At 44.7% G+C, this 12,450-nt stretch carries 10 protein-coding genes and 1 riboswitch; of the genes, 8 read left to right on the top strand and 2 right to left on the bottom strand.

What is annotated here, in order from left to right; translation table 11 throughout:
- Positions 1-874, top strand: an 874-nt coding sequence (gene der / locus VF500_RS22730) for a ribosome biogenesis GTPase Der (RefSeq protein WP_330861869.1), incomplete at its 5' end; no start/stop codon positions are given.
- A gap of 207 nt (positions 875-1,081) precedes the next feature.
- Positions 1,082-1,759 (top strand): hypothetical protein, encoded by a 678-nt coding sequence (locus VF500_RS22725; RefSeq protein ID WP_330861868.1) that lies wholly within the window; start codon positions 1,082-1,084, stop codon positions 1,757-1,759.
- Positions 1,760-1,799: 40 nt separating this feature from the next.
- Here the strand turns inward: VF500_RS22725 and VF500_RS22720 are convergent, their stop codons facing one another.
- On the bottom strand, positions 1,800-3,386 hold the full coding sequence (locus VF500_RS22720; RefSeq protein ID WP_330861867.1) for a S41 family peptidase: 1,587 nt from the start codon (positions 3,384-3,386) through the stop codon (positions 1,800-1,802).
- Positions 3,387-3,492: 106 nt separating this feature from the next.
- On the opposite strand from VF500_RS22720, the gene murQ reads away from it, so the two are divergent.
- The 6 genes from murQ to VF500_RS22690 all read left to right on the top strand — a co-directional run bounded on the left by murQ (position 3,493) and on the right by VF500_RS22690 (position 12,158).
- Positions 3,493-4,302, top strand: coding sequence for an N-acetylmuramic acid 6-phosphate etherase (murQ, locus tag VF500_RS22715; RefSeq protein ID WP_330861866.1), 810 nt, complete (start codon positions 3,493-3,495; stop codon positions 4,300-4,302).
- A gap of 107 nt (positions 4,303-4,409) precedes the next feature.
- Complete coding sequence (locus VF500_RS22710) at positions 4,410-4,976, top strand: hypothetical protein (protein WP_243483717.1); 567 nt, start codon at positions 4,410-4,412, stop codon at positions 4,974-4,976.
- A gap of 229 nt (positions 4,977-5,205) precedes the next feature.
- Positions 5,206-5,937, top strand: coding sequence for a Bax inhibitor-1/YccA family protein (locus tag VF500_RS22705; protein WP_321556033.1), 732 nt, complete (start codon positions 5,206-5,208; stop codon positions 5,935-5,937).
- Positions 5,938-6,070: 133 nt separating this feature from the next.
- Positions 6,071-6,180: riboswitch (SAM riboswitch) on the top strand.
- 178 nt (positions 6,181-6,358) lie between these two features.
- Complete coding sequence (gene metH / locus VF500_RS22700) at positions 6,359-10,063, top strand: methionine synthase (protein ID WP_330861865.1); 3,705 nt, start codon at positions 6,359-6,361, stop codon at positions 10,061-10,063.
- Positions 10,064-10,324: 261 nt separating this feature from the next.
- A complete protein-coding gene (gene metF / locus VF500_RS22695; protein WP_330861864.1) occupies positions 10,325-11,281 on the top strand; it encodes a methylenetetrahydrofolate reductase [NAD(P)H] in 957 nt (318 codons plus the stop codon).
- A 319-nt stretch (positions 11,282-11,600) separates the two neighbouring features.
- Positions 11,601-12,158 (top strand): hypothetical protein, encoded by a 558-nt coding sequence (locus tag VF500_RS22690; RefSeq protein ID WP_330861863.1) that lies wholly within the window; start codon positions 11,601-11,603, stop codon positions 12,156-12,158.
- 59 nt (positions 12,159-12,217) lie between these two features.
- Here the strand turns inward: VF500_RS22690 and VF500_RS22685 are convergent.
- Positions 12,218-12,450 (bottom strand): hypothetical protein (locus VF500_RS22685; RefSeq protein ID WP_330861862.1); only part of this gene is annotated, 233 nt, incomplete at its 5' end.

Raw genomic sequence — 12,450 nt, 5'->3', positions numbered from 1 at the left:
CATTTCGTCAATGACCGGCTCCGGTACCGGCGAATTGCTGGATGAAGTGGTAAAACACTTTGAAGATGAAGTACTGGAAGAAAATACCCGTCCTAAATACGCTATTGTAGGCAGGCCTAACGTAGGCAAATCATCTATCATTAATGCCCTTATCGGTAAAGACCGTAATATCGTTACCCCTATAGCCGGTACCACCCGCGATTCTATCCATATTCATTATAACCAATACGGTCATGATTTTATGCTGATAGATACTGCCGGGATGCGTAAAAAAACCAAGGTTAAAGAAAACATCGAGTTTTATTCGGTAATGCGTACCATTAAAGCCCTGGAAGAAGCCGATGTGGTCATACTGATGATTGATGCTGTTGAAGGCTTTGAATCTCAGGATATCAGCATCTTCCACCTGGCCGAAAAGAACAAAAAAGGTGTGATGATCGTGGTGAATAAATGGGATTTGATTGAGAAGAACAGCAAAACTGTCAAAGTATTTGAAGAGCAGATCCGCGATAAAATTGCCCCTTTCAGCGATGTGCCTATTGTATTTACTTCGGTTACCGAAAAACAAAGGGTGTTAAAGGTTTTAGATGTGGCCAACCAGGTTTACAAAAACCGTGCACGCAAAATACCTACTTCAAAACTGAACGAGGTAATGCTGCCTATCATCGAAAACTATCCTCCGCCGTCAATAAAAGGCAAATACGTTAAAATAAAATACATTACCCAAATTGCAGGTACTTCGCCAATGTTTGCGTTTTTCTGCAACTTGCCGCAATACGTTAAAGAACCTTACTACCGCTTTATCGAAAACAAGCTCCGCGAAAATTTCGAGTTTTCGGGCGCACCGATACAGGTTTGGTTCAGGCAGAAGTAAGAATCAGCCCTAAGATTATGAACCTTGATTTTTAGGATTTGGGGATTACCATGAGTCTTATTTCTACAGAACCCAGACTTACGAAGTTTTAAAAACTTCGTAAGTCTTCCCTATCAACAACCAATCCTCCACGCAAAAAATCAGGGGCTCTGTTACGTTCCTTCTCCTCACTCCGTAATAATACTAAACCTCAATACTTTACACTTCATGAAAAAGTTTTACTGTTTAGTGCTATCAGCATTAGTAGCATTCGCGTCTTGCAAAAAAAACGAGCTTAACCATACCTACGGAGAAGATAATGGTTGCATCAGCCGCATCAAACGCGATTATAGCGATAGCAATAAGGTTGAGCTGGCTACGGCCGTAAAGCTGTTACAACAAAACAATATTTCTTTAAACGGCCTGGTGATTTACCAGGTTATTTTAAACGATAGTATATCCATCAACGGTCCGCTCAGAGTTTATCAGCATGTTGCAGCTTATGAAGAAAGCAAAGGCTTCCCTATTTTTAATTCAGGAATAGGATATCATTTCAAGAACGGAACTTTTGAAACTTCTATCGGCCAGCGTTATGGCACGCTTAACCTGGACACGTCTGCAAAGGCCACGTTGCCTCAAATACGTAAAGTTTTTATCGATGCCTTTAAAAAAGATGGCTACACCATTGATAACCGTGTTAATGCCTCATCATGCCTCCGTGCCGAATTTGGCTACCTTAACCTAACGCAAGACATACCCGATCATCCCAGTTTTGTTAAAGTATGGAAAGTTACTTTTACAGGCTATGAGTATCCGGTAGCCTACATCCAGGATGATAACAGAAAACTCCTATCCTATTTCAACGGGTTATTGACATTGGATAAAACAAACGTCAGCAATAAATAATATCAGAAAATCCTAAAATCAAGAGAATCAGGGTCGATTCCTACTGCTCCAAACCTTTTTTAAAGGTCACATCATTGGTGTTGATCACTTTAAAGTAAGCATTATCCCCCCATTTAAAGCGGGCAGCCTGGGCTTTAAGGATGGTTTTTATTGGCTCCCTCGATAGCTGCACCTCGCGCGAATCCATTTCTTTAATGGTTTGCGAAGCATACAGGATAAATTTATCTACCTCATCATTGCTAACAGCGTACTGTGTTAAAAATTCATGCTCAGTCGGGTATTTTTTAAGCAGTTGCTGTTGCCTGTCAATAACGTATGCGGTAAATAGCTGCTGCTGGCTCAGGTCCTGGATCAGCGGTGTAAACCTACTGGTATCCGCCGGTACAAAAACATCGGGCATGATACCGCCGCCGCTAAAAACTTTGCGCCCGGCTGAAGTATGGTATGATGGTGTTCCTTTAAAAACACTGTCGCTCAGGTTGCTTTGTTCCGAAAAAAGCTCGCCTTTTTGCATGCGCTGGGCCAGTTCATTGCGGTAGCTGTCCACCCCATTTTTGTATGATTTTTGAATAGAACGGCCCGACGGGGTATAATACCTTGCCACCGTTAAGTTCACTGCTGATCCGTCGTCAAAAGCAAACTGCTGCTGTACCAGGCCTTTTCCAAACGACCGGCGACCAACGATAGTCGCTCTGTCCAGGTCCTGCAGGGCACCCGCTAAAATTTCACTTGCCGATGCCGAATATTCGTCAATAAGAACGGTGACTTTCCCTTTCTGAAACATGCCCGAATCTGTCGCAAAATAATCGGTACGCGGCTCATGAATGCCTTTGGTATAAACTATCAGCTTTCCGCCGGTTAAAAACTCATCGGCCATTGAGGTAGCCGCGTTTAGGTAACCACCGCCATTGCCTCTCAGGTCGAGCAATAATTTATCCATCCCGTCATTTTTCAGCGTAGTTAACGCCTTTCTGAAATCAACATCGGTAGTGGCCGAAAATTTACTGATCTTGATATAACCTGTTTGGGCGTCAGCCATATAGGCTGCGTCAACGCTGCTCAAATCCACATGACCGCGTTTAACCTTAAGCATTTTCAGGTCTTTGCTTAAAGGAGGTAATACAGTCAGCTTTATTTCGGCATCCTTATCGCCCCTGAAAACACCATTTATCCGGGCTGCCGTAAGTTTACTGCCCGAAAACTTTTTATCATCAACATTGATCACCTTACTGCCTACCTGCAATCCTGCCTTTTCGGCCGGGCCACCGGCATAAACCTGCGTAATGATCAGGGTATCGCGCAGCAACTGGTACTCGATGCCTATGCCGTTAAAACCACCGTCTAAGCGTTCGTTGATAGATTGAGCCTGCTGTTGCGGTAAATAAAGCGAATGCGGATCGAGGTTTTGAAGCAGGTTATTAACCGAAACACCTTCAATACTATCGATATTAACACTATCAACATAGTTGCGGTCAACCAGCTGCAGCACTTTGGCAATTTTGCTATTGGAGGTAAAGGAAAGACCGAGGTTATGGGTCGCAAAATCCCTGTTAAGCAACAAGCCTATCATTATCCCCAAAAATAGCAGGATCATTGTCCGGAAAATTACACCCGCGGTCCTCTTCATAACTTATAACACAAAGTTAACAATTGCAGGGCCAATAATTTTTACCTGCACCCTTGCATTTGATGATTTTTACCGAATTTTGTTATAAATTATTTGAAAATAGGCTATGGAAACCACCACCGAAAGGGAATCGCACTATAAAAACCTCGAAAAACAGACCGTAAGGGAAATTTTAGAAAACATTAACAACGAGGATAAAACCGTTCCCCTGGCTGTTGAAAAGGCTTTACCGCAGATAGAAGCGCTGGCAACCATCACCGCCGAAAGGATGAAAAACGGTGGCAGACTATTTTATATTGGCGCCGGCACCAGCGGCAGGTTAGGTGTGGTTGACGCTTCGGAATGCCCGCCAACGTTCGGCGTTCCGTTTGATATGGTGGTTGGACTGATAGCCGGCGGCGATGGCGCTATCCGCAAGGCGGTTGAATTTGCCGAAGATGATGCTGTACAGGCATGGATAGATCTGCAGGAATTTAATATAAATGAGAAAGACGTGGTGGTTGGCATCGCGGCTTCGGGTACAACACCATATGTAATAGGCGGCTTAAAAACGGCCAATGAGCATAATATAGTTACGGGCTGCATTGTGTGTAACAGCGGCAGCCCGGTAGCAGCAACCGCACAATACCCGGTTGAAGTGGTAACAGGACCTGAGTTTTTAACAGGCTCAACCCGCATGAAAGCTGGTACCGCGCAAAAATTAGTTTTGAATATGCTGAGCACAAGCGTAATGATCCAGCTTGGCAAGGTTAAAGGCAACAGGATGGTTGATATGCAATTAAGCAATCATAAATTGGTGAACAGGGGCACACATATGGTAATGGACGCAACCGGGCTAAGCGAAGAAGATGCGGCCAGGTTACTTAAACAATACGGCAGCGTACGAAGCGCTGTTGATCATTATTTTAAAAAATAAACTGAATTTGAAAATGTGTTGATTTGAAAATTTGAAAATGCAAAGCAGCATTCGAGAAATTCCTCAATTCAATAAATTCAGGTTCAGACAAATTTGAAATTAACACAATGCACGATATTGAACCATATTACCGCTGGAGAGATGATTACGTAGCATCTGAAGATGAGTTTTCGCCTTTCTATGCTACCGAATACAGCGAGTTTGAATTTGACAAGCAGGTTTACAATTACCTGCTGCACCCCCAGTGGGATTCATTCGGCTCTAATACACTTTATCTTAAAGTACTTTTTGCCGATTATGATAAAGGCTACACCATTATTGAATTGATAGGTGAATGGAACGATGCCATTAATAACGACATCATGCTACTGAAGCGCGAGCTGCTCGACCTCATGATCGATAACGGCATTACGCATTTTATCCTGATAGGCGAAAACGTACTTAACTTTCACTCAAGCGATGATTGCTATTACGAGGAGTGGTTCCAGGATGTAGAGGATGGCTGGATAGCAGGCATCAACTTCCGCGAGCACGTGATTGAAGAGTTTAAAAACAGCAATATTGATTACTACATCAACTTTGGTGGCGAGCTCGATAACCTCGGCTGGCGAGCGTTGAAACCTGTACAGGTTTTCAAAAAGGTAGAAGAGCAGTTGATGAGGAGGTTGAATTAGGGTAGAGTCAAGAGGTCAAGAACCAAGAGACAAGAAAAAACAGATTCAGTACTTTGAGAATCAAGAGGCAATATGTTTCTTTTAGCTTTTCTGGTTCTTGACTCTTACGGTCTTGCTTCCGCCCTTCTTCCTGATTCTTGACTCTTGCTGTCTTGTTTCTTTCCAACTCTTTCTTCACTCTACATTCACTTTTTATTCATAAATTCGTGTAATATTTTAATAACAAAAAATGGAAATTAAAGATCCCGAATACGTTTATAAAAACGTAATACAATTAAATGAACAAGATGCATCGCGCAAATTCATAGCTAATGTATTTGTGTGGATGTTTGTTGCACTGGGGCTTTCGGCCTTGTGTGCGTTCATATTTTCAGGTAACCAGGCATTATATGAAATGCTTAGGGACCCTGCCACCGGCGGCAATACAGGTTTAGGCACCATTGTAATGTTTGCACCGCTTGCGTTCGTACTGATAATATCGTTTGGCTTTAACCGCTTATCATATGGTGTTGCAGCATTGCTGTTCATCGCATTTTCAGCAGTTATGGGTATCAGCCTAAGTTATATACTACGTGTATTTACAGAAAGCTCAGTGCTTGGCGTATTTATTACAACTTCTGTTGTTTTTGGTATAATGGCAGTGGCAGGATATACAACCAATACCGATCTTACTAAGTTTGGATCGATCATGATGATGGGGCTTATTGGTATTATCGTAGCATCGTTGTTTAACATGTTTATGCATAGTTCTCAGTTAGAATACATCATCAGCTATGTTGGCATAGCAGTATTTGTTGGATTAACCGCTTATGATGTTCAGAAACTGAAACGCATAGGAGCCGGTCTTGAATATGGAACGTCGTCAACAAGTAAAATGGCCCTTTTAGGCGGTTTAACCCTGTATCTTGATTTTATCAATCTTTTCCTGATGATCCTCCGTTTATTCGGCAGAAGAAGATAATTTCAAAAAGAAGCTCAATCAAAAAGCTGCCTCCACAAGAGGCGGCTTTTTTTGTTTAACAATGTGGCTTAACGATGAGATTAGGGCTGTGTTATACACTTGCAAATGACAACTTTATTGCGCAACTTTGCGGTGCTTATGGAGAAAGACGGAGGGATTAGACCCTGCGATGTCTTAGCAACCTGTGCTTCACAAGGTGCTACATTCTACTCAGCAGCCAAACGGCACTGGGACAGATAAGCGAAAGTCATGATAACACCCGACTTTTCGAGATAAGCCATCTTTTAGTTTGCAGTTTTAAGTTAGCAATTTGCAGTCTTTGGTTTTTTATTTAAACCACAGCGATAAATGCACATTGTTTAACTGTCGCCGCAAACTGATAGCTGCAAATTGCAACACTGGCAACGGCCAACTGGAAAAAATGGACATTAGAAAAGAATTACAGAAACGCATCCTGGTGATTGATGGAGCGATGGGTACCATGATACAGCGGTACCAGCTTACCGAGAAGGATTTTCGTGGCGAGCGTTTTCGCGATCATCATAGCGACCTACAGGGTAATAATGACCTGCTCAATATTACACGCCCTGACATTATTAAAGCTATCCATGCCGAATACCTGGAGGCCGGTGCCGATATCATTGAAACCAACACGTTTAGTACGCAGATAATTTCCCTTGCCGATTATCACCTGGAAGAACTGGCCTATGAACTAAGCTACGAAGGTGCGCGCATTGCCCGCGAAGTAGCCGACGAATATACCCTTCGTAACCCTGCAAAACCGCGCTTTGTTGCCGGTGCCGTAGGGCCAACAAACCGTACAGCTTCTCTCTCGCCCGATGTTAATGACCCCGGATACCGTGCCGTTACGTTTGATGATCTGGCTGAGGCCTACTATGACCAGGTGCGTGGCTTGGTTGACGGCGGTTCACATTTATTATTGGTTGAAACCATTTTCGATACACTGAATGCCAAGGCTGCCCTTTTCGCCATAAAACGTTATGAGCTGGAATGTAAAGCAGCCGGTAAGGATTTCCCTGCTTTCCGCGATAGCGGCGGCATCATGATCTCGGGTACCATTACCGATGCTTCGGGTCGCACCCTTTCGGGCCAAACGGTTGAGGCTTTCTGGAACTCTATAAGCCACGCCAACCTGCTTTCGGTAGGTTTAAACTGTGCTTTGGGTGCCCGGGAAATGCGTCCGCACCTTGCCGAGCTTTCTGAAAAAGCAGGTGTATTCATCTCAGCCTATCCAAATGCCGGTCTGCCTAACGAGTTTGGTCAGTATGACGAAACCCCGCATGAAACCGCTCACCAGGTTGATGATTTTATCAAAGCCGGATTGGTTAACATTGTTGGTGGTTGTTGTGGCACCACGCCTGAGCACATTAAATGTATTGCTGATAAAGCTGCCAAATACCCGCCCCGCCCCATTCCGGAAATTGAACCGGACATGCGCCTGAGCGGCCTGGAATCGGTTACCATAAAACCTGAAAGTATTTTTGTGAACGTGGGTGAGCGTACCAATATCACCGGTTCGCCAAAGTTCTCTAAACTTATCCTTGCCGAAGATTATGAGGCAGCCTTATCTGTTGCCTTGCAGCAGGTAGAAGGCGGCGCACAGGTCATCGATATTAACATGGATGAGGGTATGATCGATTCGGAAGCGGTGATGGTGAAATTCCTGAACCTGGTTGCTTCCGAGCCCGATATTGCCAAATTGCCTATCATGATCGACTCCTCAAAATGGACGGTGATCGAAGCCGGTTTGAAATGTGTGCAGGGTAAAGGCATCGTGAACTCTATTTCCCTTAAAGAGGGCGAAGAAAAATTCAGGGAACACGCAAGCAAGATCCTGAGTTATGGCGCTGCTACCGTAGTAATGGCCTTTGACGAAACAGGTCAGGCCGATTCGTTAGAACGCCGCATCGAGATCTGTAAACGATCATACGATATTTTGGTGAATGAAGTAGGCTTCCCGCCGCAGGATATCATTTTTGACCCCAACATCCTAACCGTTGCTACCGGTTTGGAAGAACATAACAACTACGCGGTTGATTTTATTGAAGCCACCCGCTGGATCAAACAAAACCTTCCCCATGCTAAAGTAAGCGGCGGGGTGAGTAATATTTCCTTCTCGTTCAGGGGTAATAATACCGTGCGCGAGGCTATGCACTCGGCTTTCCTATATCATGCCATTAAAGCGGGTATGGATATGGGTATCGTAAACGCCGGGATGCTGGAAGTTTACGAACAAATTCCTAAAAACCTATTGGAATTGGTTGAGGATGTACTGCTTAACCGCCGCCAGGATGCCACAGAACGCCTGGTTGAGTTTGCTGATACCATCAAAAGTAAAGGAAAAGAGATAGTACGCGACGAAGAATGGCGCAAAGGTACCGTTCAGGAGCGCCTCTCCCACTCGCTGGTAAAAGGCATTGTTGAATATCTTGATGACGATGTGGAAGAAGCCCGCCAGGCATATAGCAAGCCATTGGAAGTAATTGAAGGCCCGCTGATGGATGGCATGAACATAGTGGGAGATTTATTCGGCGCCGGTAAAATGTTCTTACCACAGGTGGTAAAATCAGCCCGTGTAATGAAAAAGGCCGTAGCCTACTTATTACCCTTCATCGAAGAAGAAAAAAAGAACAATGCCAATGCAGATCAGCGCGCCAATGCCGGTAAGGTCCTAATGGCTACGGTAAAAGGCGATGTGCATGACATCGGCAAAAATATAGTTGGCGTGGTACTGGCTTGTAATAACTTCGAGGTAATTGACCTCGGCGTGATGGTGCCTGCACAACGCATTATTGAAGAAGCTAAAAAGCAAAATGTTGATATCATAGGCCTGAGTGGTTTAATTACCCCATCGCTTGATGAGATGGTACATTTTGCCAAAGAGATGGAACGCGAAGGGTTTACAATTCCGCTCATTGTTGGCGGTGCTACTACTTCACGCATTCATGCTGCTGTAAAAATTGCTCCGCAATACTCTGGCGCTGCTATTCATGTGCTGGATGCATCGCGCAGTGTTACCGTGTGCAGTAGCCTCATGAGCAAGGATAACCGGGATGCCTATATCCAGGGTATTAAGGACGAATACGCCAAAGCCCGTGAGGCGCATGCCAACAAAAAATCTGACAAGCGCTTCGTCACTATCGACGAAGCCCGTGCAGGCAAATTCCAGATCAGCCTGGATGGCGATGTGGCCCCGAAACCAGCATTCACCGGTACCAAAGTATTTGAAGCATATCCGCTGGAAGAATTGTTGCCTTACATCGACTGGACGCCATTTTTCCATACCTGGGAACTCCGCGGCAGTTACCCTAAAATTTTTGATGATAAGTTTGTAGGCATTGAAGCCAAAAAACTATTTGATGATGCCCAGGTACTCATGAAACGCATTGTTGATGACAAACTGTTAACCGCCAGCGGCGTTATCGGTTTTTGGCCGGCAAACAGCGTGGGCGATGATATTGAGCTGTATACTGATGAAACCCGTACGGAGGTGCTAACCCGCATCCACACCCTACGTCAGCAGGCCGAAAAGGTGAAGAACGATCCGTATTATGCCCTGTCGGATTTTATCGCACCAAAAGAAAGCGGCGTACCTGATTACTTTGGCGGCTTTGCCGTAACCACAGGTTTAGGTTGCGACGAGTTGGTAGCCGAATTTGAGGCTGATCATGACGACTATAACAGCATCATGGCCAAAGCACTTGCCGATCGCCTTGCTGAAGCCTTCGCCGAAAAAATGCACGAACTGGTACGTAAAGAGCACTGGGGCTATGCCAAAGGCGAACAGCTAAGCAACGTCGACCTGATCAAGGAAGAATACCAGGGTATCCGTCCGGCACCGGGTTATCCCGCCTGTCCGGACCATACCGAAAAAACAACGTTGTTTGAGTTGCTAAAAGCCGAAGACAACGCGCACATGCACCTTACCGAAAGCCTGGCCATGATGCCGGCCGCATCGGTAAGTGGTTTCTACTTCGCACACCCACAAGCAAGATATTTCGGTTTAGGAAAGATCAGCAAGGATCAGGTGGAGGATTATGCCGTGAGGAAACAAATGCCATTGGAAGATGTAGAAAGATGGCTGGGGCCGAATATTAATTATTAGCCCCCCCGGCCCCCTAAAGGGGATGAAGAATAAAAAAAATTCGCCGCCGCTCGGCTCCAGCCGAGTGGCAACTATTAAGCGGCCTCCGGCCGCCGAAATCGGAGTAGCAGGCCAGAGGCCTTGGGATAATTGCCACTCGGCTGGAGCCGAGCGGCGGCGTGAATTACGGAACGTGTGATTTCTTTCTCAAGAGAGGAATTAAAACGTATTATAATTATAAAACTTAAATAAAAATTCCCCCTTTAGGGGGTTAGGGGGCAAATGAAAATACCTGAACATATAGCAAACGCCAACGGCAAAACACTTTTTTCTTTTGAACTGATCCCGCCTTTAAAGGGGCAGAGCATCCAGGGCATTTATAATGCTATCGATCCATTGATGGAGTTTAAACCTCCGTTTATTGATGTCACTACCCTGCGCGAGGATTTTATTTACAAGCAGCACCCAAGTGGTCTGCTCGAAAAGCTATCGTATCGCAAACGTCCTGGTACTATTGCTATTTGTGCAGCTATCATGAACAAGTATAAAGTTGATACTGTTCCTCACTTGCTTTGCGGCGGTTTTACTAAAGATGAAACTGAAAATGCCCTTATTGAACTTGAGTTTTTAGGTATTGAAAACGTACTGGCTTTACGCGGTGACGCCCGTCTCGGCGATTCGTCATTTGTACCTACGCCTAACGGCCATTGTTATGCTACCGAGTTGCTACAACAGGTAGTAAACCTCAACAACGGTATTTACCTGCATGAAGATCACGGCAATACGGCCAAAACAAACTTCTGCATTGGTGTGGCCGGTTATCCCGAAAAGCATTTTGAAGCCCCGAACCTTAAAACCGACTTTAAATACCTAAAGCAAAAGGTAGAGATGGGTGCCCAGTTCATTGTAACCCAAATGTTTTTCGATATTGACAGATACAAAGAGTTTGTGAACGGCTGCCGGGCCAATGGCATCAATGTGCCTATTATTCCGGGATTGAAACCGATCACATCGTCAAAGCAGCTGGTAACATTGTCAAAAACTTTCCATATCGATATCCCGGAAGATCTGAGTGATGCCATTCATGCCTGTGAAAACGAAAAAGCGGTAAAAGAGGTAGGTATTGAATGGATGATCAACCAGTGCAAAGAACTGATTGCCTTTGGCGCTCCTGTACTGCACTTCTATACCATGAGCAATGCCGGGCCAACTAAACGGATTGCTGAGGCGATATTTTAGTCAATAAGAAATAAAAATGTCATTGCGAGTAACCATCAGGGAAATCCTGAAAAAAAATGTAATGACGTGTAAAAAAAAACACTATTGATAATCAATAACTTACAATCACGTCATTATAAGCGATAGCGTGGCAATCTCGTAGCTATGCTCAGCGACTTTGCATATCGCACAGGCATAACGACGAGATTGCCACGTCGCTCCTGCGCTTTTACCCCTTCCGCTCCTCGCAATGACATGATTTTTAAGACTTAAACCGTTGGCCCTGTTGTGATTGATAAATTAAAATATTTACTTTTAGTTATCAATCCAACACCTGCCTATGGATACCTTTAGTCACATCAAGGCTGTTATCAGCATTACATTGGGCCTTAGCATTACACATTTGCTTAAAGGAGCGGCCAAACAGATCCAGCATCCCGGTCGGGATAAACCTTATTGGGTGCATAACCTGTGGACACTTTATGTGTTTATCTTACTACTGCATTTTTGGTGGTGGGAGATCAGTCTGCATGAAATAAGGCACTGGCTTTTTGCCGAGTACTTTTTTATCATCATCTACATTGTAACCTATTACAGCGTTTGCGCCCTGTTGTACCCCGACGATCTGAAGGATTATCAAGGCTACAAAGATTATTTCTACTCCCGTCGTAAATGGATATTTGGTATTTTGGGGACGAGCTACCTGCTTGATATTATTGATACCGAGATAAAGGGGCCAACTTATGTGCACCATTACAATATCGAGTACCCTATCCGTAATGTCAGTCACTTCATATTATGCATGATAGCCATCAAGGTAGAGAACCAGAAGTTTCATGCGGCTTTGGTGATCCTGTTTATCCTGTACGAGGCTTCGTACATCCTAAGATTATTTTAACGGTTTAAATAAGAGGGCGCCGACATGCAACGGCACCCTCATCCCCATTCACATGCAGGTTACTTGCAAAAGATAACCTGGTTCGTTTTTGCCCAGTCATTACTTTCGCCGGTGGTTAATTTGCGATAGGTTGTCAGGGTTAGGCTATACGCACATGAGGGCCATGCGCTGAAAGGAGGAGTTAAAACAAATGGAGCCGGTGCGGCCAGATCAAACTTTTTAGCGTCGCCACGCGGAGTTGTTCCGCTTGGTAAGCCGCTTACTGTGCCGGTAGCGTTTGACCATACCCCCA

Origin of the sequence: Mucilaginibacter sp. (genome assembly GCF_036383575.1) — a bacterium.
GTDB lineage: Bacteria > Bacteroidota > Bacteroidia > Sphingobacteriales > Sphingobacteriaceae > Mucilaginibacter.
The sequence above is the reverse complement of the archived record's forward strand: the minus strand, read 5'-3'. Positions and strand labels throughout refer to the sequence as shown.

Excerpts from the sequence above, each read along its gene's own strand:
- VF500_RS22725 (WP_330861868.1), top strand. The coding sequence starts at position 1,082 with ATGAAAAAGTTTTACTGTTTAGTGCTATCAGCATTAGTAGCATTCGCG.
- VF500_RS22720 (WP_330861867.1), bottom strand. The coding sequence starts at position 3,386 with ATGAAGAGGACCGCGGGTGTAATTTTCCGGACAATGATCCTGCTATTT.
- murQ (WP_330861866.1), top strand. The coding sequence starts at position 3,493 with ATGGAAACCACCACCGAAAGGGAATCGCACTATAAAAACCTCGAAAAA.
- VF500_RS22710 (WP_243483717.1), top strand. The coding sequence starts at position 4,410 with ATGCACGATATTGAACCATATTACCGCTGGAGAGATGATTACGTAGCA.
- VF500_RS22705 (WP_321556033.1), top strand. The coding sequence starts at position 5,206 with ATGGAAATTAAAGATCCCGAATACGTTTATAAAAACGTAATACAATTA.
- metH (WP_330861865.1), top strand. The coding sequence starts at position 6,359 with ATGGACATTAGAAAAGAATTACAGAAACGCATCCTGGTGATTGATGGA.
- metF (WP_330861864.1), top strand. The coding sequence starts at position 10,325 with ATGAAAATACCTGAACATATAGCAAACGCCAACGGCAAAACACTTTTT.
- VF500_RS22690 (WP_330861863.1), top strand. The coding sequence starts at position 11,601 with ATGGATACCTTTAGTCACATCAAGGCTGTTATCAGCATTACATTGGGC.